This is a genomic window from Variovorax sp. MSC1_012 (assembly GCF_023667525.1).
Classification (GTDB): domain Bacteria; phylum Pseudomonadota; class Gammaproteobacteria; order Burkholderiales; family Burkholderiaceae_C; genus Variovorax; species Variovorax beijingensis_B.
Window position 1 is genome coordinate 103,106 of sequence record NZ_JAMOZJ020000002.1, and the last position, 23,592, is coordinate 126,697.

Consider the following 23,592-nt stretch of genomic DNA (forward strand, 5'->3'; position numbering starts at 1 on the left):
GGCAAGAACACCACGGTCGAGGCATCGCAATGCTGACGCGCGATCTTTTTTCTCTGCAAGGCCGCACCGCACTCATCACCGGTGGCTCTCGAGGCATTGGCCGCATGATCGCCGAGGGATTTCTGGCGCAAGGCGCACGCGTCTACATCAGCGCGCGCAAGGCCGCGGCATGCGATCTGGCGGCTTCGGAACTGTCGAAGCACGGACACTGCGTCTCGCTGCCCTACGACGTCTCCACCATCGACGGCTGCCAGGCCCTGGCCGCTGCCTACGCGCGGCATGAGACCACCTTGGACATCCTGGTCAACAACGCCGGTGCCGCCTGGGGAGAAGACTTCGATGCTTTCCCCGAAAGCGGCTGGGACAAGGTGGTCGATCTCAACATGAAGACACCCTTCTTCCTGACGAAGGCGCTGTCCGAGCCGCTGCGTGCCGCGGCCAAGGAGCGTGTGGGGAAGATCATCAACATCGCCTCCACGGATGGCATCGGGCTCAACCCTCAGGAGAATTACTCCTACGTCGCCAGCAAGGCGGGCTTGATCCACCTGACCCGGCGCATGGCACTGCGCCTGGCGCAAGACAACATCGCGGTCAGCGCCATTGCACCTGGCGCGTTTCCCTCCGAGATGAACCGCAACGCGCGCGACCGCGGCGACGAACTGTCCGAGCACATCCCCGCCAGACGCATCGGCACTTCAGAGGACATCGCAGGCACGGCGATCTTCCTGGCGTCGCGTGCAGGTGACTACGTGATGGGCGCTACCCTGGTGGTGGACGGTGGGGTGACCCACGCCCGAGCCTACAGGTGAGTGCGTCGATGGGATGACCGCCGGTGTGCGGCGACGCGCTGACATAAAATTGCGCATCATCCACCGACCCGAAAGCGGTCGTTGATGTAGGTGGCGGGCGGCTTTCCAAAAGCCTTCTTGAACATCGTGTTGAAGGCAGAGGGCGACTCATAGCCCAGGTCATAGGCGACTTGCTGGACGGTCGCGCCACCGGACAGCTCGCGAAGCGCCACGATCATCTGCAGCTGGCGCCGCCAGCGGCCAAAACTCAGGCCCGTCAGCGAGGTGCACAGTCGATTCAACGTTCGATCGCTCATGCCCAGTTCGCTTGCCCAGTTCGTCTGGGTCCTGCGATCGGAGGGATCGCGCATCATCGCCGTTGAGATCTTTCTGAGCCTTGCGTCCTCGGGCATCGGCAGGAACATCTCTTCCGTGGGCATCGCGCACAGCTGGTCGAGCAGCACCTGCGCCAGTCGATCGGTCGACCCGCCGGCTTCGTACAAGGGCGGCAATCCTGCGAGGTACTGAATCATCTCGCTGAGCATCGGGCTGATGCGCAAGGTGCAGCAACGATCCGGCAAGGGGGCAGCGCCAGGTTCGACGAAGAGGTAGAAGATCTGCGCGTTCGCCGTTCCTCGGTTGCTGTGCGGCGTACCGCCGGGAATCCACACGCCCGCCTGGGGTGGGACCATCCATAGGGCACCGGGCACCTCGCAGGAGACGGCACCGCGCAGTGCGATCACGAGCTGGCCGGACCGGTGCTCGTGCACAGGGATCTCTCGCTCACGCGCCGCCACATCGACGCGCAGTGCCATCACAGGTACTAACGGTTCGTAGTCCAGACCTGGCTCACCGAATTCTGCGCTTCGCATGTTGAGAAAGTTAGTGTTGCTCCCGCCACCGGGCTTGTTCGTGCATTGGAATGGCTCTGTTCGAGGCGGTTGAGATCGACCAAGGGGCGCAGGTGGACCACTCTTCCAGTTGCTGATCCGAAGGCACCGCCGCCACGCTGCAGCGCCTGTCCGTCGGACGTGATGACGGGCAAGGCTCACTTCAGGCCTCACTCCGAGTCGAACGACATCCGCGTCGATGCAGGCTCCTCATCATTGCCAGGACACGCCTTCTCAGCGATGACCGAAAAGAGAAGTCATTCGTCCAACTTTGCAATTCTCGGCGCGTGTGCCGGTCACTAGCATCGTCGCATGAAAATGATTCGCAATAAGAATGCGCCGGTTTCGACCCCGCCACTGCTCATTCTTCTCATCGGCCCGCTACTGATGGGCGCAATTCGTCGGACATGCACCACCGCCAGCGACGCACTCTCGGAATCTATCTCGCTGCGCTTCGGCACGCTGCGGCGCCCAACGATTCCGGCGCGGGAACTGGCACAGCTGGCCGGCCCCGCTCACCAATGGCTTCGCGATTTTGCCAGCATCACCGTCTGCGGTTTGCGCTCTCGCTCGCGTTTCGCATGCAAGCGTGCGCGTGCGACTTCTCGGGGCGCCGCGTGATCGCGCTGCCGCGTTTCTCTCGGCAGGAGTTGCTCTTTTCTCTCAAGAGCTTCGTCGCCGCCATGCTTGCGCTTTACCTGTCGAGCCGCTTCGGACTGCCCCGGCCCTTCTGGGCCATGATGACCGCCTACATCGTGGCCCACCCTCTGGCCAGCCATGTGCGCTCCAAGGCGCTCTACCGCTTTGCGGGCACCTTGCTGGGGTGCGCAGCGACCGTGGTGCTCGTCCCTTCGCTGTCCGGGTCCCCGGAGCTCCTGTCGCTGACCTTGGCGTTGTGGGTGGGACTGTGCCTCTATGTGTCGCTGCTGGACCGCAGCGCGCGTTCTTACGTCTTCATGCTGGCTGGTTACTCGGCCGCATTGATCGGCTTCCCTCTGGTCGAAGCGCCCGCGGCGATGTTCGACACGGCCGTCGCACGGGTCACTGAAATCGGGCTGGGCATCCTGTGTGCCAGCGTGGTCCACAGCATCGCGCTTCCTGCCGGCCTGGCCCCGTCCCTGCTTGGCGTGATGGATCGCGCACTTGGCGATGCGCGGCAATGGCTCACCGACCTGCTGCGCGAGACACCGATCGAAGCCAAGGATGCTCGAATGGCGGCGGACCGCCAGCGGCTGGCCCTGGACATCACGCAACTGCGTCTGCTGTCCACGCATGTGCCCTTTGACACCAATCTGCGCTGGACCGGGGGCGCCATCGACGCCCTGCAAGACCGTCTGGCCGCCCTCACCCCGGTGCTGTCGGCGGTGGAGGATTGCCTGCAAGCGCTGCGCACCGCCACAGGCGGTGTGCCGGATGACATCGGCTCGACCTTCGCGCAGCATTCGGGCTGGCTGGCGCCGAGCGCGACGAACGCGGGAGTGGATGAAGCGCGCGCCGCCTTTCGCGCCATCGCACACGGTCCGGCCGCTTCGCCCTGGATCCGCGCGCTGCGGATCGATCTGGCAACCCGCCTGGAGGACCTGGTCGCGCACTGGGATGCCTGCACCACGTTGCGCAACGATATCGACGCTGGCATTGCCGGGAACCCGGTGGCGTTGCGGCGCACCGCGGCTCTGGGTCGCAAGGTGCTTCACCTGGACAGAGGGCTTGCGCTGCGGTCGGCGATCACTGCGGTGTTGGGCACCTGCCTCTCGTGCGCGCTGTGGATTGCGACGGGCTGGCCCTTCGGATCGGCCATGGCCATGGGCGCTGCCGTGTTTTGCAGCTTCTTCGCCACCCTGGACGATCCGGTGCCTGCCATGCACAAGTTCATCACGGCGCTGTTGTGGTCGTTGCCCGTGTCGGCTTTCTATGTCCTGGGGGTCATGCCGCTGGCACATGACTTCGGCATGCTGGTGCTGTGCATCGCGCCTGTGTTTTTGGTGGTCGGGTGCTACATGGCACGACCGGCCAGTTCCCTGTCGGCCCTTGGCATGTTCTTCGGCGTCGCCGGAACGCTCGCCCTTCAAGACACGGCCACCGCCGATTGGGTGAGCTTCATCGGTTCCAATCTGGCCTTGTTCGTGGGTGCGGTGATCGCGGCCCGCGTCACCGCGCTCATGCGCAGCGTGGGGCGCGACTGGACGGTCAGGCGCATACGCCGCGCGACGTGGCACGATCTCGCCGATCTGGCCGCCGATCCGCAGGACGCATCCGCCCGAGACGCCTTTGCCTCACGCATGCTCGACAGGATCGCGCTGTTGGCGCCACGCGTCGCTCCTGACGGTCCCGAGGAGGTCCAGATCGCAGCACGCCGCGCGCTTCGCGAACTGCGCATGGGGGCAGACATCGCTGCGCTGCAGCGGCATCGCGGGCGCCTTCCGGGAGAACCCGTCAACCGCCTCTTCAGGGAATTGGCCCTCATCTTCCGCGCCCAGGTGGCAGGAGCACCACCGCGTCATGCGCCGCTGCTGCCGCATATCGATTGGCTGTTGCTCGATGCCCTGGTCGCGGACACCGAGCGGCCTGCCGTCGCGGCACTCGTGGGCCTTCGACGCAACCTCTTTCCAGCCGCTCCCGCCGCGCTCCAACCATGATCGAAGTCAACTTTTGGGGCATGCAGTTGCCCTGGCTTTTGCTGCTGGCAGCCGGCGCGCTGCCGTGTGCCTGGGCAATGCGCCGCCTGCTGGCCACCGTTGGTGCTTACCGATGGATCTGGCACCCCGCCCTGTTTGACCTTGCGCTGTACGTCCTGGTGCTCAGTGCCTTGGCTTGTCTCACCGGGGCAACCGCCACCTCGTCCTGATATCCGGACCGCTTCAACCCATGAAACCTCACGCCCTCCCCTTGCCCATCTCAACTTCCCGTCTTGCCCGTCCCGTCGTTCGTCTGTTGGTCACCGTGCTGATGGTGGCTGCAGCCGCCTGGGCGGGATGGCGCCTATGGGATCACTATGAACTCGCCCCGTGGACACGCAACGGACGCGTGCGGGCCAATGTCGTGCAAGTCGCGCCTGACGTGTCCGGCATGGTCGCGAATGTGGCGGTGCACGACAACCAGTCCGTTGCCGCTGGCGCCTTGCTGTTCTCGGTGGACAAGGCCCGCTTCGAGCTGGCGCGAGAGCAGGCCCAGGCCGCCGTCGAGACGCAGCGCATCGCGATCAGCAACCAGCGCATCACGCTCGCACAGGCGCAGCGCGAGAGCCAGCGCAATTCCGACCTCGGCGATTTGATCTCGCTGGAAGCTCGCGAGCAGTCGCGCCTGAAGGTGGACCAGGCCAAAGGCGCACTTCAAGCGGCCGAAGCGGCGTTGCGGCAGGCGCAGGTCGCGTTGAATACCTCGACGTTGAACCTGGAACGCACCCAGGTGCGCGCACCCACCGCTGGGCTCGTAACCAATCTCGACCTGCGCCAGGGCGCCTATGCGAGCGCCGGTCACCCCGTGATGGCGTTGGTTGACGCGGGTTCCATCTATGTCGAAGGCTATTTCGAGGAAAACAAGTTGGCTCGGATTCATCAGGGCGACCGCGTGCGAGTCACGCCCATGGGTGGCCCTGCGCTCGAGGGCACCGTCGAAAGCATCGCCGCCGGGATCGCTGACCGTGACCGCAGCACCAGCGCCGACCTGCTTCCCAGCGTCAACCCGACGTTCAACTGGGTGCGGCTTGCGCAGCGCGTGCCCGTGCGCGTGAAGCTCGATCAGACGTCCTCAGGCGCGCGTTTGGTGGCAGGCCAGACGGTCACCGTTGAAATCCTCCAGACTGCTCGGAGCACGACTACCACGGCCTGGACTTCGGAAAACCGCAGATGAACGCCATGTCCCGACTCCTGGCCGCCGCCGCGGCGGCAAGCGCACTGCTCACCGGTTGTGCCCACCCACCCGTGGGGCCGGACTACGTGCCCCCCGTCCCCCTGTCTTTCACGCAGTCCGCCTCCGCGGGCACCTTCCGATCTGCCGGTGGCGATGCGGCGGACACGACTCTGCCGCCGCACTGGTGGAGGCTCTATGACGACCGACAACTGGACGCGTTGGTCACTAAGGCGCTGGAACACAACACCGAGCTGCGGCAGGCCGTGGCCAACCTGGAACGCGACCAGGCGCTGGCGGCCGAGGTGCACGGAAATGAGAGGCCGACGCTGACAGCCAGCGGGGGGCCCGGCTTCGGACACGTGTCGGGCTTGAGCCTCATGCAGCGCGACGACGAACCGCCCAGCCGCGGCACATACAGCGCGGGTGTTTCCCTGTCGTATCAACTGGACCTGTTCGGTCAACTGCGCCGCGCCATCGAAGCAGCCGAAGCCGGTACCGGCGCTGCCCAGGCGGCGTTGGATCTTGTACGTGTGCGCGTGGCCGGCGGCGTGGCACATGCCTATGCACAAGCATGTTCAAGCGGCTATCGCTTGCGCGCAGCGCAGGAGTCAGTTCGTCTGCAGGAAGAGGCGATCCGGCTCTCCGAGCGGCTTCAACAAGCGGGCAAGGTGGGGGAAATCGACATTGCACGTGCGCGAGGCCAGTTGGAACAACTACGTGCTGCGCTGCCGCCGCTTCGGGCCCAGCGCCAAGGCGCGTTGTACCGGTTGGCAACACTGACCGGCGCAGCACCTCGCGACTTCCCTGCGGCAGTGGCCACGTGCGAGCAGCCGCCGCGCTTGGCGGGACTGCTTCCGGTAGGAGACGGCGCGGCGCTCTTGCGCCGGCGGCCAGACGTCCGCCAAGCGGAACGCAGCTTGGCCGTCGCCACCGCCCGCATCGGCGTAGCAACAGCCGACCTCTACCCGAAAGTGTCGCTGGGCCTCTCGGCCAGCTCGGCGGGCTTCTTGGCAAGATTTGGAAACCGGGAGACGCTCAGCTACAGCCTGGGCCCGTTGATCAATTGGACGCTACCCACCACCGGCGTTGCCCGCGCTCGCATCGCGCAGGCCGAGGCGGCCACCCGGGTTGCGGCTGCCCGCTTCGACGGGACCGTACTGACGGCACTGCGCGAGGTGGAAACGGCGCTCGATGTCTACGCCCACGAGCTGGAACGTCATGCCGCGCTCTCGGCCGCGCGAGATCAAAGCGCCATCGTCGCCCGGCAGGCACGCACCCTCTATGTCAACGGCAAGACCGCTCAGTTTGAAGCATTGGATGCGGAACGCACCCTGGCAGCCAGCGAAGCCGCTCTGGCGATATCCGACGCCCTGTTGGCAGAAGATCAAGTCGCCGTGTTCATGGCGCTGGGCGGGGGCTGGGAAGCCGATGAGCTCCTCGTGAATGCCGTGCATTAGCGCACGCCCGAGCGTTTCTTAAGCGAAATATGGGGCGAACGGAAATTCCACTGCGTAAGTCCGAGCGGAGCGGGATGCTTGATGGACGGGCTTAATCTTTTGAAGACCTTTTTGGAGGTCGCCAACGTCGGCAGCTTCTCGCGCGCAGCGGGCAAGCTGGGAATCTCCAAGGCGAGCGCGAGCAAACATGTCGCGACGCTTGAGGCGCGCTTCAACGTACGACTCATGAACCGCTCAACGCGGTCGGTGACATTGACCGATGCTGGAAGGCTGCTCCAGCTTCGCAGCGCGCCGCTGATGGAGATGGTCGAGTCGACGCAGAGCGAATTGCAGGCGCATGGTTCACGCCCAAACGGTCGTCTGCGCGTCGCGGGGCTTCATGGGCTCGTGCAAACCGGCTTCCCGAGCCTATTGAGCGAGTTCCTGACTCTCTACCCAGATGTCCATATCGACCTACAGATCGGCAATCGCGTGGTCGATCTCGTGGAGGAGGGTGTCAACATTGCCCTGAGGTTCGGGCGCATCGGCGACGAAAACCTGATCGTGCGTCGCCTCCAACGAGTGGAACTCACCCTCTGCGCCACGCCCAGTTACTGGGCCAGGCGCGGCATCCCTCAAATGCCCGACGACATGCGATGGCACGACGTGCTCACCTATTCGCTATCGGCGGGCGCCCCGCACATTCCGTTCGAAGTTGATGGCGAGCCATACAACCTCCCGATCTACGGACGCATGGATGCAAACGACTCAAGCACTCTCATCGCCGTGGCACTGGCCGGCATCGGCGCGGTGTGTGTGCCGGCGTTGCTAGCTCAGCCGCACACAGAACGCGGCAGCCTGATCCAAGTGCTCAAGGAATTCATGCCCCGTGACATCTGGCTCTACGCAGCGTACACCCAGCGCCGGCACAACAGCGCAGCCCTGCGTGCACTACTGAAATTGCTTGAAACGCGCATGGGAGGCGGCGTACCCGACCATCCGACCTAGCAGCGCCAGGCGAGTTCGTCGATCGCAAATCTCGTGAAAGCATCACAAAGCCACGTTTGTGTCTATGCACGGCGCATACGCTGCCGCGAAGCCCAACGCCGCGACCCAACCGTCGATAACCACAGGCACGTAAATACCCCCTTATCGCTAGTTGGTGCAGTCTCACATCTCAGCTTGCGATAACGAAAGTCACGAGAACACCCTATTACCGTTGGTTGGTTAAAAACCGTTGGCCCTGGCGCGTGAGCCGCCCAATGGGGAACACCGCCCGCCGCGCAGACGGCAACACGCACTCTCGTCATAAAGACCCAGCGATGATTTCATCAATCGTGTCCTAGCCAACAGCATACGACGACTAGAGAACTCAACCTGTAATCGCGAACTCCCTATCCTGGCCGTCCGACGGATCCGGCCACGACCATTGGCTTGAGCGTCTCGGTACCGGGATACCTCGAAGAGCAAGTAGATCTCGCATTCGTGCAACGCGATGGCGGCGCAGCCTGCAGTGGCGCGAAGCAGGCTCGCCAGACGCAAGTCCCGGCTCGGCGCTCGAGCTTCGAGATGCCAAAGGCGCCCACATTTTGCGAAATCCTGCTTCTCTTGAGGCGGTCGCCGCGCGTTCTGCGAATGCTTATGCACCTACGGAGGGCACCCTACGAAGTCAAGACCAGCGCACCGAGATCGAAAGCCTGCCGCATAGCCATTAGCACTGTTCCGCCGGATGAACGGTGAATTCGGCTTCAACTGGTTTATCAATTTAACCGTCTCTGTAAAATTTTTTGCATGCGATCCGAAGTCAGTCAATCTGCTAAACGTCCATTGGTGGGTATTTAAAAGGCTTGAATTGAGGAGATCTCAATTTCAGCCCTGCTGCGCTCGTGATTGGCCGACCCGGCAGTGCCGACAACGTAACTCGAGAGTGACTGCGACCCTTCTGAGTAACGCACCGATCAAGGTATGCAAAGTCACTAGATGCTCACCCATTGAATTCTCCGCCTCGGATCGCCTAATTCCGAATTCCTGTCTCACACGGAGCAACCGATGACCGATTCCAAAGTTCCAAATCAACCTGCCGACTATGTTCCAGCCAAAGTCTGGAGCCCGAAGAACAACTATGGCGGTACGTTCGGTAGCATCAACCGCCAGGTTTCCGGCGCCAGGTTCGAGAAGGGGTTGCCAGTCGGCAAGCATCCTCTGCAGCTGTACTCGCAGGGCACCCCGAACGGACAGAAGATCACAATCATGCTGGAGGAGCTTCTGGCGGCCGGGCATCCGGGCGCCGAATACGACGCGTGGCTGATCGATATCTTCAAGGGCGATCAATTCGGAAGCGGCTTCGTGGGCATCAATCCCAATGGCAAGATCCCGGCGCTCGTTGATCACTCCACGGATCCAGTCACGCGCGTTTTCGAGAGCGGCTCCATCCTCGTTCATCTTGCAGAACGATTCGGTGCATTCCTACCGACCGAAGGTCGGGCGCGGACGGAGACGTTCAACTGGTTGATGTGGCAGACGGGCTCGGCCCCCTTTGTCGGCGGAGGACTGGGCCACTTCTACGCCTATGCACCGCTAAAGATCGAGTATGCAATCGACCGGTACGCGATGGAGACCAAACGGCAGCTGCATGTGCTGGACACGCATCTGGCCACGCACGAGTTCCTCGCTGGCGATCAGTACACGATCGCGGACATGGCGGTCTGGCCGTGGTATCCAGGCAGCCTCTATGGCGTCTACAACACGCACGAGTTCCTGGCCGTCGAGGAATACACGCATCTGCTGCGCTGGTACAGGGCGATAGCAACTCGCCCCGCAGTTGCGCGCGGCAGGGTCGTCAACCGCGTAGCCGGAGAGCCGGGCACCTTCCTTCGCGAACGCCACGACGCCAAGGACTTCGAGTCAATACAGCAAGGCGAATAGTCAGCGCTCCCAGCCCCAGGCTGCACGACCACGCCACCCGCACGCGTCGCGCGCCCTGGTCCGGGCTCTCAAAGATTCAACCGTGTCTCCCAGGGCGATGCCTTCGCCCTTGGAGCTGCCGCATGGACATCCCCGCGGCGCCCCCAAGCATCTAGGCAATTTTCCAGTCCAGCAGACCGCCATACCCAGCGGCGCTTTCCAACCATCAAGGCTTTTTTTATGAAACTGTATTACTCCCCTGGCTCTTGCGGGCTTGCTTCGCAAATCGCACTGCGAGAGGCCGGACAGGCGTACGACCTGATCAAGGTCGACTTCAAAACCAAGACGACGGTCGAAGGCGACTACCTGAAGGTATCGCCCAAGGGCTTCATCCCTGTGCTGAAGATGGACGACGGCGACCTGCTCACCGAGGGGGCGGTCATTCTGCAGTGGATCGCAGACAAGAACCCGGCCGCCAAACTCCTGCCACCCTTCGGAACCCGCGAGCGCTACACGGCGCTGGAGTGGCTCAATTTCGTGGCAAGCGATCTGCACAAGGGCATGGCCGTGATGTTTTCGCCATTCCTCGATGAAGTAACGAAGAAAAGATTTGCGGATGGCAACCTGACCAGCAAGTTCGAATACATCGACGAGCACCTGTCCCGGAACGACTACGTCCTGGGCGCGCAATTCTCGGTCGCCGATGCGTATCTCTACAACGTCCTGTCATGGCCGTCGCGGGTAAGGATCGACGTCACCGGCTATGCCTCCATCCAGAAGTTCATGGCACGCATGGAGCAACGGGCAAGTGTGCGCGCGGCTTTGCAAGCCGAAGGCCTGCTGGCGAACGACTGAAATCCAAGCCCTCCCGAGGAACCTTCATGCCGACACTTTTTGATCCCATCGCGCTGGGCGCGCTCAACGCGTCCAATCGCACCTTCATGGCGCCCCTGACCCGGGCGCGCGCCACCCGCGACCATGTGCCGACGCCGATCATGGCCGACTACTACGCGCAGCGCGCCACGGCCGGGTTGATCATCGGAGAGGCCACTGGCATTTCGCGCCAGGCCGTTGGCTGGCCCTATGCACCGGGACTGTGGTCCTCCGAGCAGGTCAAGGCCTGGACGCCCGTCACGCAGGCAGTGCATGACAAAGGCGGGCTCATCTTTGCGCAGCTTTGGCACATGGGCCGCATGGCCCACTCAGCCGTGACGGGCCGTCAGCCTGTATCGGCGAGTGCCACGGCCATGCCGGGAGATGCGCACACCTATGAAGGCAAGATGCCATTCGAAATCGCAAGACCGCTGGCGACCGAGGAGATCCCAAGCCTGATCTCCGACTATGTCAGCGCCGCAAGCAACGCCATGGCCGCGGGCTTCGACGGCGTTCAGATCCACGCCGCCAATGGCCAGTTGCTCGATCAATTCCTGCGGGACGGAACCAACGCCCGGACCGACGAATACGGCGGCAGCATCGACAACCGGGTGCGGTTGCTGCGCTTGGTCACGCAGGCCGTTGCAGACGAGGTGGGCGCCAATCGCACTGCCGTCCGCCTGTCGCCCAATGGCGAAAGCTACGGCGTGGACGACAGCAATCCGGCGCCGCTGTTCACCGCCGCGGCGGAGATGCTAAACGCTATCGGTATCGCCTTCCTGGAGTTGCGAGAGCCTGGCCCGGACGGGACATTTGGCGCAACCGACGTCCCCAGACTGTCGCCTCAGATTCGCAGGCATTTCAAGGGCGCCCTGGTGCTCAACAGCGACTACGACGTGGCGCGCGCCAAGGCCGACCTCGACAGCGGCTTGGCCGATGCGATCAGCTTCGGGCGTCCCTTCCTGGCCAACCCTGACCTGGTCTGGCGCCTGCGCCACGGCGCACCGTTGACCAAGGACGAGATGGCGACCTACTACAGCCAGGGAGCTGAGGGCTACACCGACTACGAGACGCTGATGTGCAGCAAAGCCTTTGATTGAGCGGCTGGCCGCTACCCGCGCCATCCCGCAGTGAGTTGGGACAGCGAAATTTCTTCCATTCCCGCCGGACGCCAGGTTGGCGCCGGCACCCACAACCTTAGAAAAGGAACAAGAATCATGATGCAAGATTGGAACGGCTACCGGACGTCTCTGCTGGAGCGCGTGGGCGATTTCGCCAAGCAAAGTCCCGACGTGATGCGCGGGATGGCGGCCCTGGACAACGCCGCCGCAAAAACTGGCCATCTGGAGCCCAAGATCCACGAACTAATCTCCCTCGCCGTCGCCGTCACCACGCGTTGCGATGGCTGCATCGCCGTGCATACCAAGAAGGCCGCGGAGGCTGGCGCCTCGCTCGAGGAAGTTTCCGAGGCACTGGGCGTGGCCATTGCGATGAACGCCGGAGCGGCGCTCACGTATTCGGCCCGCGTGGTCGAAACGTATCAGCAACTGCCCGGCAAGTAAGCCGCTGCAGGAAGCGCCTTTGGCCTCGTCCCGGTGGCCGCAAGTATCTTGCCTGTGCCGGCGGGTGGCAGCCCTTCGTCAGCGCATGGTGGCGTGGTTCAGGAACAATTGCGCTACCCACTCGACGAACACACGCACCTTGGCCGAAAGGTGGCGGTTCTGCGGATACACCACGTGGATCGGCAGTGGTTCGTTGGTCCAGTCGTCCAGGACGGATACGAGCCGCCCGTCTTTGAGCATAGGCGCCATCAGGAAGTCTGCCATCTGCACGATACCCAACCCGGCCAGGCCTGCAGCCGTGTACGCATAGCTGTCGCTCAATGCGATGTGACTGGACAAGGCGACCTGGATCTTCTCGCCGTCCTTCTTAAAGTACCAATCGAACATCTTGCCCGAACGTGCGGAGAAATAATTGACGCAGCTGTGGTGTACCAGATCGTTGGGATGCATGGGCCGGCCATGGCGTTTGAGGTAGGCCGGCGATGCACAAGTGGTGTAGTGCATCGTGCCGACGCGGCGCGCGATCAGGCTGGAATCGGTCAGGCGACGGCCTCCGCGAATCGCGCAATCTACCCCTTCCTCGACCAGGTCCACCTGCCGGTCGCTGCAACCCAGTTCGAGCCGGATGTCCGGATACCGCTCGACGAAGTCGGGAAGCGCGGGAATGATCACCTCGCTGGCCAGGCCGGTGGGGGCGTCGATACGCAGCCTTCCCGCGGGGCTGCCCCTTGTTTGAGACACGCAGTCCTCGGCTTCGCGCACCTCCGACAGAATGCGCATGCAGCGTTCGTAGAAGGCGGCGCCTTCAGCGGTGACGCTGACATGCCGTGTGGTCCGGTTCAGAAGCTTGACCGACAGCGAACCTTCCAGCGACTGGATCAAGGTTGACACCGTCGCTTTGGGAAGTTTCATGTTCTCGGCCGCGCGGGTGAATCCGCCGGTGTCCACGACCTGGACAAACACTTCCATCGCCAAAAATTTGTTCATCCGTGGTCCTGAGCGAATCGGGTGAAAGCGGTCCGCGCCGCAAGGCGCACTCGAGCCATCAAGGTTCAAACGCGCACGCCGCCCCTGACGCGGTAGCTCGGCTGGTACATGGTCACGAGTTCCTCGGTTGCAGTGGGGTGGACAGCCATGGTCCGATCGAAGTCATCCTTCGTGGCCCCTGCCTTCAGGGAGATGCCGAGCAACTGCACCATCTCGCCGGCCTCGTGACCGAGGACGTGGGCGCCGACCACCTTGCGGCTTGCGGCGTCGACGATGAGCTTCATGAGCATCCTTTCCGTGCGGCCCGAGAGCGTCGCCTTCATCGGACGGAACTCGGCGCGATAGACCGCGATCTCGGGATACTTCTTGGCGGCCTCTTCTTCCGACAGGCCCACCGTGCCGATCTCCGGCTGCGAAAAAACGGCCGTGGGAATCAGGTCGTGATCGGGCGAGGTCGGATTGTTCTTGTACTCGGCCTCGATGAAGCACATGGCTTCATGGATGGCGACGGGTGTCAGCTGCACCCGGTGGGTGACGTCTCCCAGCGCAAATATGTTGGGCACATTTGTGCGGGAGTAATCGTCCACGACGATCGCGCCAAGCCCATCCACCTTCACACCGGCAGCTTCCAGGCCCAACCCTTGCGTGTTCGGCTCGCGGCCGAGCGCCAGCATGACGGTGTCGACCGAGATCGACTCGCCGCACATCGTTCTGACCAACAAACTGCCGTCAACCTTCTGTTCCACCTTCTCCATGACGTCGGTGAGAACGATGCGGATGCCCTTGTCGACCATGGCTTTGTGCAAGCCCTGGCGCAGGTCGTGATCGAAACGCGACAAGATCTCCTTGCCGCGGTAGATGAGCGTTACAGCCACACCAAGGCCGTGGAACACGTTGGCGAACTCGACCGCGATGTAGCCGCCGCCGGCAATCAGTATCGAGCGCGGCAGCTGCGGAAGATCGAAAGCTTCGTTGGACGAGATGCACAGCTCATGGCCAGGGAGCGCTGCATGGGGGTTCGGCGTGCCGCCTGTGGCAATGACAATCCTGTCGGCGGTGACGGTCTGGCCGGTCTGCACCAGGCGCACGGTGTGCGCGTCGACCAACTCGGCGCGGTCGTCGATGATCCGGGCGCCGTTGCTCTCGAGCCCACGCCGGTACAAGCCTTCGAGTCTTAGGATTTCCTTGTCCTTGGCGGCAAGCAAGGTGTCCCAGTCGAACGTGGTCTCGCTGACTTTCCATCCGTACCCTGCAGCATCCTCGAAGTGCTCGCGATACTGGGAGGCGTACACGAAAAGCTTCTTGGGAACGCAGCCCCGAATGACGCAGGTGCCGCCGAACCGGTGCTCTTCCGCGATCGCGACACGTTTGCCCAGCGCGGCAGCAACACGCCCGGCCCTCACGCCGCCCGAGCCACCTCCGATCACGAACAGATCGTAGTCATACGCGGCCATGAAAGATTCCTTTTTTTGACTGACGCGCGAAGGCGCGCAAAGCGCCCTCTCGTCGAATTTCGTGGCGGTCTGGTGATCGACCCATGGGCTTCGCCGCGTCCTTTCCCCGCCAAGTGGCTTTGAGCGTCAAGCGACACAGCGTCGTCGCACCCACGACCTTGAGCGCGAATTCTGAGCATGTTCCAGCACTCGATAAAGACCCCGGCGACGAATTGAATGTTCAGGCGACTGAACAACGGCGTGCACAACCAGCCGCATGACATATGAAACCGAGCGTCAGGGTATCCTGGGTCTAAGCTTGCCATCGTGCGGACTCGTAGGAGTCGACCCGCCATCCGGCTTCCTCCCTGCGCACGACTTCTGCAACCCAGTCTGCGAACGCTCGCACGGTCGGGGACAACTGACGATTCTGGGGGTATAGGACCGAAAGCGGCACAGTCGGCGACGCGTAGTCGGCAAGCACCTGCCGAAGGCGGCCGCTCAGAAGGTAGGGCCGCACCATGTAGCTCCCGGCACGGATGAGCCCAAGGCCTTCGAGGCCGCATGTCACGTAGGCATCCGTATCGTTGACGATGAGACGTTCTCGCATCCTGACGCTGCGGTGCTCGCCATTCACCTCGAAATTCCAATCCAGGGTGCGCGCGGTGCGGCTGGACAGGTAGCCAACCGCCTCGTGGTTCGCCAGATCCTCCAGCGATTTTGGCGTGCCGTGACGGGCCAGGTATTCCGGCGAGGCGCAGGTCACCCATTCGAACGAGCCGATGCGCTTTGCTACGAGTGTGGTGGAGTCCTCGGGCGTCCCCGCTCGAATGACGCAATCGATACCCTCCTGCACGAGCTCCACAGTGCGGTCAGACGCCGTCAGCGTGAGTTCGACCTTCGGAAAGCGAGACTGAAAGTCCTTGATGCAAGGCAGGACGACCAAGCGCGCGAGCGAGAGCGTCATATCGACCCGCAGGCAGCCTCGAGGCTGCCCAGCTCGTCCTGGGAAGCTGGACTCGACGCCTTCTAAGTCCGCAAGCAAACGCCTGCATTGCTCGAAGTACAGCGTGCCTTCCGGTGTCAGGCTGATGTGGCGCGTGGTCCGCTGCAAAAGTCGCACGCCCAAGAACTTCTCCAAGTCCTTCACGGCTCGCGTGACCCGGGATTTGGGCAGGAACAGGCTGTCCGCAGCTCGAGTGAAGCTGTGCATTTCGACCACGCGGGCGAAGATCTGCATCGACTGGAGGCGGTCCACGGGCTTCTCTCCTTGTAGGGCCACTATTGCACGGTACGGAACTAGGTGTGGCTTGCACCGCGAGAAATTCCATTTTTATCCCATTGGTAGGTGGCGACGACAAGTGATTGTTCCAACGGCGGCAACAAAGTAACCCAGGTTCCGGGCTCGATCTTCATGCGCCACACGCACAGACTGCAAACCGTTCAATTTTGTAGAGCACGTCGCATGAAAACCCTCAAGAAACAGCACCTGGCGATCGTCACGACTGCCGTTGCGGTGGTCGTTGCTGGCAGCATGTTTTGGAAACACGGTTCCGAAGCGCATGCTCAAGCCGCCGCCGCACTCCCCATCGTCAAGTACCGGCCAGCCTTGCAGCGCTCGGTGTCCGATGCGCAGGACTACACGGGGCGGCTCGAAGCCGTGGACCTCGTCGACGTTCGCGCCAAGGTACCGGGCTCGCTGCTCGCGGTGCACTTCAAGCCGGGCCAGCATGTTCGCCAGGGGGACGTTCTTTTCGTCATCGACCCAGCACCCTTCGAGACCCAGGTGCGCCAGGCGCAGGCCACCCTGGCAGGTGCCGAAGCACGGCAACGGCTGGCAGACACGGAGCGCGCCCGCGGACAGAGGCTGCTGGAGTCGAATTCGATCGCGCGCAAGGAGTTCGACACGCTCGACAATGCGGCGCGCGAGGCTGCCGCGTCACTGAAGGGAGCGCAGGCCGCTCTCGCGCAAGCTCAACTGCAGCTCAGCTACACCCAGGTGCGCGCGCCTATTGCGGGACGGATCTCCCGGGCGGAAGTCACCGCGGGCAATGTGGTGACGGCAGGCGGGGAAGCGACGCCGCTCACCAGAATCGTCTCTGACAGCAAGCTCTACGCATCCTTCAACGTGGACGAGCAGAGCTACCTCCAGATCATCGCCCCTTCGCTGAGGGCGGGCACGCAGCCTGTAGTCAAGGTCGGTTTGGCCACCGACACCGACTTTCCCTACGCGGCGTCCATCGAAGCGATCGACAACCAGATGGATACCCGGTCGGGAACCGTGCGGGTTCGTGCGCGCATCGACAAGGTGAATCCCGAGATGCTTCCCGGTCTGCGGGCGCGCATCCGTCTGCAAGGCGGTGCCCCCTACGACGCCGTGTTGGTGGACGAGGCCGTCGTCAGCACCGACCAGGACCGGAAATATGTTCTCGTCGTCAATGCGCAGAACAAGGTCGAGCGCCGGGTCGTCGACCTCGGCGTGCTGCAAGGAACGCAGCGGGTCGTGCGCAGCGGGCTCGCCCCGGGTGCCAAGGTCATTGTGGATGGCGCTTTCCGCGCATCCCCCGGTGCGTCGGTGTCCGCAGTCGCTGCAGAGGCCCCGGAGGCCTCCGCCGGCGCCACCAACGGAGGCAGGTCGTGAACATCTCGAAATTCTTCATCGACAGGCCGATCTTCGCTGGCGTCCTGTCTGCGCTGATTCTCCTTGCAGGGCTCGTAGCATCGTTCAACATGCCGGTGTCTGAATACCCGCAGGTCATTCCGCCATCGGTCGTGGTGCACGCGCAATACCCTGGCGCCAACGCCAAGACGATCGCGGAAACCGTCGCGGCACCGTTGGAGCAGTCTGTCAACGGCGTTGAGGACATGCTCTACATGGACTCGAAGGCCAGCGGTGACGGTCACCTGTACCTGACCGTGACCTTCAAGCTGGGAACCGATCCGGACAGGGCCCAGCAGCTGGTGCAGACCCGCGTCTCCCAAGCCCAGGCGCGACTGCCCGAGGACGTGCAGCGCCTGGGCGTGACCGCGGTCAAGAACCTGCCGATGATCACCATCGCCGTGCACATGGTGTCGCCAAAGGGGACCTACGACAACAACTACATCAGCAACTACGCCATCCTTCACGTGAAGGATCGTCTGGCCCGGATCACGGGCGTCGGCGACGTGGCGATCTGGGGGCCCGGCGGCTATGCGATGCGTGTCTGGCTGGATCCGGCCGCTTTGGCCGAGCGGGGACTGAGTGCGAACGATGTCGCCAGCGCCATTCGACGCCAGAACATCCAGGCCGCTGTCGGAACGATCGGAAGTTCACCCACCTCCGCGGACACCGCCTTCCAACTCAACGTCAACGCCGATGGCCGGCTCAAATCGCCCGAGGAGTTCAAGGCCATCGTCATCAAGTCCGATGCCCGTGGAGCGATCACGCGCCTGGGCGACGTGGCGCGCGTGGAACTCGGAGCCGAAGACTACGGCATCCGCGCCACGCTGGACAACGCGCCCGCCGTCGCCGTGACAGTGCAGGAATCACCTGGCGCGAACTCGCTTCAGATCTCCCGCGACGTGCACAAGGCCATGAAGGAGCTCGAGAAGGACTTTCCCGAAGACGTGGTCTATCGCATCGTCTATGAACCGAGCCGTGCAGTCCAGTCCGGCATCGACGCGGTCATCGAAACGCTGCTGGAGTCGGTGGCGCTCGTGGTGCTGGTCGTGTTCCTCTTCCTACAGACCTGGCGCGCTTCCATCATTCCGCTCATTGCGGTTCCCATCTCGATCGTCGGTACTTTCACTTTCCTGCTGCTGGCGGGGTACTCCATCAACACGCTGTCACTCTTCGGCCTTGTGGTGGCCATCGGCATCGTGGTCGACGACGCCATCGTAGTTGTCGAGAACGTGGAGCGGAGTATCGCGCGCGGGCTAAGCCCGCGAGAGGCGACCTACCAGGCCATGCGCGAGGTGAGCGGGCCCATCATCGCCATCGCGTTGACGCTCTCTGCTGTCTTTCTTCCACTGGCGTTCCTCAGCGGCTTGACTGGAGAGTTCTACAAGCAGTTCGCGGTCACCATCGCCATCTCCACGCTCATCTCGGCGGTGAATTCGCTGACGCTGTCGCCGGCGCTGTCGGCCTTGCTGCTGAAGGGACATGGCGATGCACCAGACGCGATGACCCGGGTAACCCAGAAGGTGTTTGGCCGCTCCTTCAGGCGCTTCAACCGCACCTTCGACCGCACCTCAGAGGCATATGGAGGAGGCGTCGGCCGTCTGTTGCGGCACAAGGGGGCGTTGCTCGTCGTGTACGCGCTCTTGCTGGGGGGAACCTGGTGGCTTACCGATCATGTCCCGGGTGGGTTCGTTCCTGCACAGGACAAGGAGTACCTCGTGAGCCTGGCGCAACTGCCCGAGGGCTCGACGCTGGACCGCACCGAGGCGACCATGAACAAGATGAATGCCATGGCGCTCAAGCACCCTGCCGTCCTCGGAACATCGAGCTACAGCGGTCTTTCGATCAATGGGGTGACCAAGAGCTCGAGCACGGCGCTGACATTTGTCTTGCTCAAGCCGTTCAAGGAGCGAAAGGGGATCAGCGCCGACCAGGTCGCGGCCGACCTGGGCCGTGAGTTCGGCAGCATCGGACACGCCTTCACCGGGATCTTTCCACCACCGCCGGTCTACGGCCTCGGAACCTTGGGCGGCTTCAAGCTGCAGATCGAGGACCGGGCGGACCTGGGTTACGACGAGCTCTACAAGGCGACACAAGCCTTCATCAAAAAGGCGTCCGAAGCGCCTGAGCTCGGCCCGCTCTTCTCGACTTACAACGTGAACGCGCCCCAGCTCAAGGTGGACATCGACCGCGCGAAGGCACAGCAGCTGGGTGTGGATACGCCAGCGGCCTTCAGTGCGATGCAGTCGTTCCTTGGTTCCTACTACGTGAACGACTTCAACTTCCTGGGCCGCGTGTACCAGGTGCGCATGCAGGCCGACGGCCAGTTCCGCTCCAAGCCGGAAGACATCGGGCAACTGCACGTTCGCGCCGAGTCCGGGCAGATGGTTCCGCTCGCGTCGTTCGCCAAGGTCAGCCAGACGTACGGCCCCGACCAGGTCAGCCGCTACAACGGCTTCACGTCGGCCGACGTGGGCGGCAGCCCGGCGCCGGGCTACTCGTCGGACCAAGCAATGGAGGCCATCCAGCGGATTGCGGCTGCAACCTTGCCACCAGGGATGACGTTCGAATGGACCGACCTGACCTACCAGCAGATCATTGCCGGCAACAGCGCGGTCTGGATTCTTCCACTCTGCGTTCTCTTGGTGTTCTTCGTATTGGCGGCCCAGTACGAGAGCCTGACGTTGCCGCTGGCCATCATCCTCATCATTCCGATGAGCATCTTCTCCGCGCTGCTCGGTGTGTGGCTCACGAAGGGCGACAACAACATCTTCACCCAGATCGGACTCATCGTGCTTGTCGGCCTGGCGTCGAAGAACGCCATCCTGATCGTCGAGTTCGCGCGCGAGCTCGAGATGGCGGGGATGTCCACGTTGAAGGCCGTGATCGAGTCCTGCCGCTTGCGGCTGCGGCCCATCCTGATGACGTCGCTGGCCTTCATCATGGGCGTGATCCCACTCGTTCTTTCGACAGGCGCAGGTGCAGAAATGCGCCAGGCGATGGGCATCTCGGTGTTCTTCGGAATGATCGGCGTGACGCTCTTCGGTCTTTTCCTCACGCCGGTTTTCTACGTGGCCGTTCGGGCCCTCAGCGGAGGAAGGCCACTTCGATCCGCAGCGCACCACGAGGCGCCTGCGATCGCTCCCCATCACCTTGAACTTCAGCAGCCGGAGGTTCAGGCATGACCTACCGAACTCAAGCGGTCCAGCGAGCGGCTCGAATGTCTAGAACCGCACTTGCCATAGCGGCCGGTCTGTTCCTGCTGTCCGCCTGCTCCCTCACGCCCGTCGAGAATCGTCCCGGAATCGACATTCCTGAGAAGTTCGCGGAGTGCGCGGGCCATCCGCTCGCATTGCAGGCGTCTGAAGATCCAGGTCGATGGCGACCGGCCGAGCCCGCAGATCAGCAGGCGCCCTCTCCATGGTGGGAAGTCTTCGGCGACCCCGTGCTTGTGCAGCTCGAAGAGGAGGCGATCAAAGTCAATCCTGACGTGACCATCGCGATGGCAAGGCTCAAGCAGGCACGCGCATTGATCTCGCAAAGCGAGTCGGCGCGGCTTCCTGAAGTGGGGGTAGGGTTCGGTCCCACTCGACAGCGCATCAGCGGTACAGCTGCGGGGCGCGGGGATGGTGCACCGGGATCCACGCAAACCCTGTGGCGCGGTCAGGTCTCCTTTGCATACGAAGCCGACATCTTCGGCAGGGTTTCATCGGGGGTCGCCGCCGCACGTGCCGATGCGGCCCGGCAGCAGGCATTGGCGCACCAGATGCTGCTGCTCGTCCAAGCCGACGTCGCCAAGACGTACTTCAGCCTGCGGCAGTTGGAAGGCGAACTTCGCCTTCTGCGGGACACCGTGAAGTTGAGAGAAGACGCTACGTCGCTGCTGGAGCGAAAGCTCGATGTCGGCGCCGCGGCCCCTTACGTCGTCGATCAGGCGAAGACAGAATTGTTTTCGGCCCGCTCAGAGCAACTGGCTCTGGAACAGCAACATGCGCTGGCATTACATGCCTTAGCGATCTTGCTGGGCAAGCTGCCAGCGGCGTTCTCCGTCGAGGTACGGCCTCTGGAGAACGTTGCGGTTCAGCTTCCGCCGGGAATGCCATCCACGTTGCTGGAGCGCAGGCCGGACATTGCCGCCGCCGAGCGCGCCATGACCGCGGAAAACGCCCGCATCGGCGTTGCGAAAGCGGCGTTCTTTCCGTCGCTTTCGCTGACGGGGTCCCTGGGCTATGAGTCGGCGGACCTGGGAAACCTAGCCAATTGGTCTCAACGCACGTTCCTGCTGGGTCCCCTGGTGGGAACGGTCTTGAGCATGCCAATCTTCGATGGAGGAAGGCGAAGCGCCGAAGTGGCCCGCGTGCGCGGCGTCTACGAGGAGAGGGTCGCCGAGTACCGCAAGACGGTGCTCCAGGCCTTCCGCGAGGTGGAGGACTCTCTGGTCTCGATCAGAACCCTTGACGCGCGAATTGTGCAACAGCGGGGAGCAGAAGACGCATCGTCCGGCGTTGCGCAATCAGCCAAAGCGAGATTCGACGAAGGCGACGTCGACTACCTGGTCGTTGTCGATGCCGAGCGCACCCGCTTGCGCAGTCGCCAGTCACGCATCCAGTTCGAGGGTGAGCGCGCGCGCGCGACCGTTGATCTGGTCAAAGCGCTCGGCGGTGGCTGGGACCTCTCAAAGGCCGAGAGGTCCGACATCAAAGGCTGATCCGACGGTGTTGGAGGAGCGGCCAAGGCGGTCTCCTTCCACGCGGCCGCATGCCGCACTCGAATTCAAGGCATTTGTAGCTGCGCGTTTGAGCGATTGCATCCGCCGCGGACGCAGTCCTAGTTTGGGTGCGGCTGGTCAACGGTCGCCGCCCGATCCCGATCTGCATTTCTAACCAATTTTTGGAGCTTTCCTGTGTCTGTTTCTGATCTCTTCAAACCGCTCACTCTCCTGCACGGCCCGGCGATGAGGAATCGCTTCATGCTGGCGCCGCTGACCAACCAGCAAAGCGAGCTCGACGGCACTGCCTCCGTGTACGACCATTTCTGGATGGAGCAGCTGTCTCAAGGTGGCTACGCGTTGATCCAGACTTGTGCCACGACCGTGGAAGCGAGCGGCATTGCGTTTGCGCGGCAGTTGGGAATCCACAGCGATGAGCACCTGCTAGGCCTTACCCGGATGGCCACAACCATTCGGAGCGGTGGTGGCCTCTCGGCGGTTCAGCTGCACCACGCGGGCCACCGCGCCAACCCGCTGCTGGGGGGCATTCCAGCTCCTGCTTCCAGTGACACTTTGCCGGGCATTCAGGCGATCTCGACCGACGTGGTGGAGCGGATCCGCGACAGCTTTATCGCCGCCGCGAAAAGGGCGCAACTGGCAGGGTTCGACGGCGTCGCGGTGCATGGCGCATTCGGTTGGATCCTTTCGGAGTTCATGTCGCCGTTCCTGAACGATCGCAAGGACAAATACGGCGGGAGCCTCGAGAACCGGGCGCGCCTGACTCTGGAGGTGATCGAAGGCATCCGCCGGGAATGCGGCCCTGATTTTCAGATTGGCTGGCGACTGTCGATCGAGCGGTATGGGTTGCGCCTGGAGGAACTGCGCGAGGTCACCGCTTATATCTTCGATCGCGAACTGATCGATTATCTTGACCTGGCCTTGTGGGACTCAGCTCAGGTCGTCAGAGAAGGGCCATTCCGCGGCAGGACCATGCTCAGTCTTTTCACAGAATTGCCTCGCAAGGGAGTTCGCCTGGGGACAGCCGGCAAGATCATGAGTGCCAAGCGTGCCGGCGAGTTGCTGGACGAGGGCTGCGACTTCGTGCTGATTGCCCGCGCTGGCATTCTTCAGCGGGACTTTCCTCTGCAGGTCAAGGCCAACCCGACGTACGACAGTCCAAGGCTTCCAGTGCCTGCCGAGTACTTGCGCGAGCGTGGGTTGAGCGAACGCTTCATCGACCATATGCGGGGATGGCAGACCTTCGTCTTGCACGGTTCGCGATAGGGGGCGGACGAATACCCGGTCCCCGACTCGCTCCCAGCACAAGGAGGCGGGTTGTCCGCGCGATCGCCGGACTATTACGACCATCGAAGAACGCAGGCCGGAGCAACGCCGAAACTCGGGGCCGAGGAAACAACCGACGATAACCAAAGGCACGTAAATACCCCCTTACTGTCTGTTGGACCGACACATGCACTCAACTCACGAGAAGGTGGCACTACG

At 62.9% G+C, this 23,592-nt stretch carries 19 protein-coding genes; 15 read left to right on the forward strand and 4 right to left on the reverse strand.

Annotated elements, in window-relative coordinates:
• Nucleotides 1-29 precede the first annotated feature (29 nt).
• Complete coding sequence (locus tag L1081_RS25985) at nucleotides 30-809, forward strand: SDR family oxidoreductase (RefSeq protein ID WP_489417517.1); 780 nt, start codon at nucleotides 30-32, stop codon at nucleotides 807-809.
• A 56-nt stretch (nucleotides 810-865) separates the two neighbouring features.
• Here the strand turns inward: L1081_RS25985 and L1081_RS25990 are convergent, their stop codons facing one another.
• Nucleotides 866-1,603: a helix-turn-helix domain-containing protein gene (locus L1081_RS25990; protein WP_489417518.1), complete on the reverse strand. Its 738-nt coding sequence runs from the start codon at nucleotides 1,601-1,603 to the stop codon at nucleotides 866-868.
• A 387-nt stretch (nucleotides 1,604-1,990) separates the two neighbouring features.
• Here L1081_RS25990 and L1081_RS25995 point away from each other — a divergent pair, with 387 nt between their 5' ends.
• The 10 genes from L1081_RS25995 (at nucleotide 1,991) to L1081_RS26040 (ending at nucleotide 12,302) form a co-directional block, all read left to right on the forward strand.
• Nucleotides 1,991-2,299, forward strand: a complete 309-nt coding sequence (locus L1081_RS25995; RefSeq protein WP_489417519.1) for a hypothetical protein — start codon at nucleotides 1,991-1,993, stop codon at nucleotides 2,297-2,299.
• On the forward strand, nucleotides 2,296-4,314 hold the full coding sequence (locus tag L1081_RS26000) for an FUSC family protein (protein ID WP_489417520.1): 2,019 nt from the start codon (nucleotides 2,296-2,298) through the stop codon (nucleotides 4,312-4,314). Before L1081_RS25995 ends, L1081_RS26000 begins: the two co-directional genes overlap by 4 nt.
• Nucleotides 4,311-4,523: a DUF1656 domain-containing protein gene (locus tag L1081_RS26005; RefSeq protein ID WP_489417521.1), complete on the forward strand. Its 213-nt coding sequence runs from the start codon at nucleotides 4,311-4,313 to the stop codon at nucleotides 4,521-4,523. Before L1081_RS26000 ends, L1081_RS26005 begins: the two co-directional genes overlap by 4 nt.
• A 20-nt stretch (nucleotides 4,524-4,543) precedes the next feature.
• On the forward strand, nucleotides 4,544-5,527 hold the full coding sequence (locus tag L1081_RS26010; protein ID WP_489417522.1) for an HlyD family secretion protein: 984 nt from the start codon (nucleotides 4,544-4,546) through the stop codon (nucleotides 5,525-5,527).
• Nucleotides 5,524-6,984 (forward strand): efflux transporter outer membrane subunit, encoded by a 1,461-nt coding sequence (locus L1081_RS26015; protein WP_489417523.1) that lies wholly within the window; start codon nucleotides 5,524-5,526, stop codon nucleotides 6,982-6,984. Before L1081_RS26010 ends, L1081_RS26015 begins: the two co-directional genes overlap by 4 nt.
• 81 nt (nucleotides 6,985-7,065) lie before the next feature.
• The gene (locus L1081_RS26020) at nucleotides 7,066-7,971 is read left to right on the forward strand and encodes a LysR substrate-binding domain-containing protein (protein WP_489417524.1); all 906 of its coding nucleotides are present in this window, start codon (nucleotides 7,066-7,068) and stop codon (nucleotides 7,969-7,971) included.
• Between the two features lie 1,041 nt (nucleotides 7,972-9,012).
• Entirely contained in the window at nucleotides 9,013-9,888 is an 876-nt protein-coding gene (gene yghU / locus L1081_RS26025; protein WP_489417525.1) for a glutathione-dependent disulfide-bond oxidoreductase, read from the forward strand.
• A gap of 219 nt (nucleotides 9,889-10,107) precedes the next feature.
• Complete coding sequence (gstA, locus tag L1081_RS26030; protein WP_489417526.1) at nucleotides 10,108-10,722, forward strand: glutathione transferase GstA; 615 nt, start codon at nucleotides 10,108-10,110, stop codon at nucleotides 10,720-10,722.
• Nucleotides 10,723-10,748: 26 nt separating this feature from the next.
• Nucleotides 10,749-11,840 carry an oxidoreductase gene (locus L1081_RS26035; protein ID WP_489417527.1) on the forward strand — a complete coding sequence of 364 codons (1,092 nt, stop codon included), beginning with the start codon at nucleotides 10,749-10,751 and terminating at the stop codon, nucleotides 11,838-11,840.
• A gap of 117 nt (nucleotides 11,841-11,957) precedes the next feature.
• Nucleotides 11,958-12,302, forward strand: coding sequence for a carboxymuconolactone decarboxylase family protein (locus L1081_RS26040; RefSeq protein WP_021004317.1), 345 nt, complete (start codon nucleotides 11,958-11,960; stop codon nucleotides 12,300-12,302).
• Nucleotides 12,303-12,380: 78 nt separating this feature from the next.
• Here L1081_RS26040 and L1081_RS26045 read toward each other — a convergent pair whose 3' ends face one another.
• From L1081_RS26045 to L1081_RS26055, 3 genes are all read right to left on the reverse strand, one after another.
• A complete protein-coding gene (locus tag L1081_RS26045; RefSeq protein ID WP_018907319.1) occupies nucleotides 12,381-13,289 on the reverse strand; it encodes a LysR family transcriptional regulator in 909 nt (302 codons plus the stop codon).
• 65 nt (nucleotides 13,290-13,354) lie between these two features.
• Nucleotides 13,355-14,743, reverse strand: a complete 1,389-nt coding sequence (gene gor / locus L1081_RS26050; RefSeq protein ID WP_489417528.1) for a glutathione-disulfide reductase — start codon at nucleotides 14,741-14,743, stop codon at nucleotides 13,355-13,357.
• Nucleotides 14,744-15,035: 292 nt separating this feature from the next.
• On the reverse strand, nucleotides 15,036-15,980 hold the full coding sequence (locus L1081_RS26055; protein ID WP_489417529.1) for a LysR substrate-binding domain-containing protein: 945 nt from the start codon (nucleotides 15,978-15,980) through the stop codon (nucleotides 15,036-15,038).
• Nucleotides 15,981-16,187: 207 nt separating this feature from the next.
• On the opposite strand from L1081_RS26055, the gene L1081_RS26060 reads away from it, so the two are divergent.
• The 4 genes from L1081_RS26060 to L1081_RS26075 all read left to right on the forward strand — a co-directional run bounded on the left by L1081_RS26060 (nucleotide 16,188) and on the right by L1081_RS26075 (nucleotide 23,373).
• Nucleotides 16,188-17,363 carry an efflux RND transporter periplasmic adaptor subunit gene (locus tag L1081_RS26060; RefSeq protein ID WP_489417530.1) on the forward strand — a complete coding sequence of 392 codons (1,176 nt, stop codon included), beginning with the start codon at nucleotides 16,188-16,190 and terminating at the stop codon, nucleotides 17,361-17,363.
• The gene (locus L1081_RS26065; RefSeq protein WP_489417531.1) at nucleotides 17,360-20,566 is read left to right on the forward strand and encodes a multidrug efflux RND transporter permease subunit; all 3,207 of its coding nucleotides are present in this window, start codon (nucleotides 17,360-17,362) and stop codon (nucleotides 20,564-20,566) included. Before L1081_RS26060 ends, L1081_RS26065 begins: the two co-directional genes overlap by 4 nt.
• Nucleotides 20,563-22,089: an efflux transporter outer membrane subunit gene (locus tag L1081_RS26070; RefSeq protein ID WP_489417532.1), complete on the forward strand. Its 1,527-nt coding sequence runs from the start codon at nucleotides 20,563-20,565 to the stop codon at nucleotides 22,087-22,089. The genes L1081_RS26065 and L1081_RS26070 overlap by 4 nt, the downstream gene beginning before the upstream one ends.
• Before the next feature lie 261 nt (nucleotides 22,090-22,350).
• On the forward strand, nucleotides 22,351-23,373 hold the full coding sequence (locus tag L1081_RS26075) for an oxidoreductase (RefSeq protein ID WP_489417533.1): 1,023 nt from the start codon (nucleotides 22,351-22,353) through the stop codon (nucleotides 23,371-23,373).
• Nucleotides 23,374-23,592 lie beyond the last annotated feature (219 nt).

Bases quoted from the DNA above. Each gene is read 5' to 3' on its own strand.
- L1081_RS26035 (WP_489417527.1), top strand. From the start codon at position 10,749: ATGCCGACACTTTTTGATCCCATCGCGCTGGGCGCGCTCAACGCGTCC.
- L1081_RS26070 (WP_489417532.1), top strand. From the start codon at position 20,563: ATGACCTACCGAACTCAAGCGGTCCAGCGAGCGGCTCGAATGTCTAGA.
- L1081_RS26040 (WP_021004317.1), top strand. From the start codon at position 11,958: ATGATGCAAGATTGGAACGGCTACCGGACGTCTCTGCTGGAGCGCGTG.
- L1081_RS26020 (WP_489417524.1), top strand. From the start codon at position 7,066: ATGGACGGGCTTAATCTTTTGAAGACCTTTTTGGAGGTCGCCAACGTC.
- gor (WP_489417528.1), bottom strand. From the start codon at position 14,743: ATGGCCGCGTATGACTACGATCTGTTCGTGATCGGAGGTGGCTCGGGC.
- yghU (WP_489417525.1), top strand. From the start codon at position 9,013: ATGACCGATTCCAAAGTTCCAAATCAACCTGCCGACTATGTTCCAGCC.
- L1081_RS26060 (WP_489417530.1), top strand. From the start codon at position 16,188: ATGAAAACCCTCAAGAAACAGCACCTGGCGATCGTCACGACTGCCGTT.
- L1081_RS26015 (WP_489417523.1), top strand. From the start codon at position 5,524: ATGAACGCCATGTCCCGACTCCTGGCCGCCGCCGCGGCGGCAAGCGCA.
- L1081_RS25990 (WP_489417518.1), bottom strand. From the start codon at position 1,603: ATGGCACTGCGCGTCGATGTGGCGGCGCGTGAGCGAGAGATCCCTGTG.
- gstA (WP_489417526.1), top strand. From the start codon at position 10,108: ATGAAACTGTATTACTCCCCTGGCTCTTGCGGGCTTGCTTCGCAAATC.
- L1081_RS25985 (WP_489417517.1), top strand. From the start codon at position 30: ATGCTGACGCGCGATCTTTTTTCTCTGCAAGGCCGCACCGCACTCATC.
- L1081_RS26075 (WP_489417533.1), top strand. From the start codon at position 22,351: ATGCTGGCGCCGCTGACCAACCAGCAAAGCGAGCTCGACGGCACTGCC.
- L1081_RS26005 (WP_489417521.1), top strand. From the start codon at position 4,311: ATGATCGAAGTCAACTTTTGGGGCATGCAGTTGCCCTGGCTTTTGCTG.
- L1081_RS26010 (WP_489417522.1), top strand. From the start codon at position 4,544: ATGAAACCTCACGCCCTCCCCTTGCCCATCTCAACTTCCCGTCTTGCC.
- L1081_RS25995 (WP_489417519.1), top strand. From the start codon at position 1,991: ATGAAAATGATTCGCAATAAGAATGCGCCGGTTTCGACCCCGCCACTG.
- L1081_RS26045 (WP_018907319.1), bottom strand. From the start codon at position 13,289: ATGAACAAATTTTTGGCGATGGAAGTGTTTGTCCAGGTCGTGGACACC.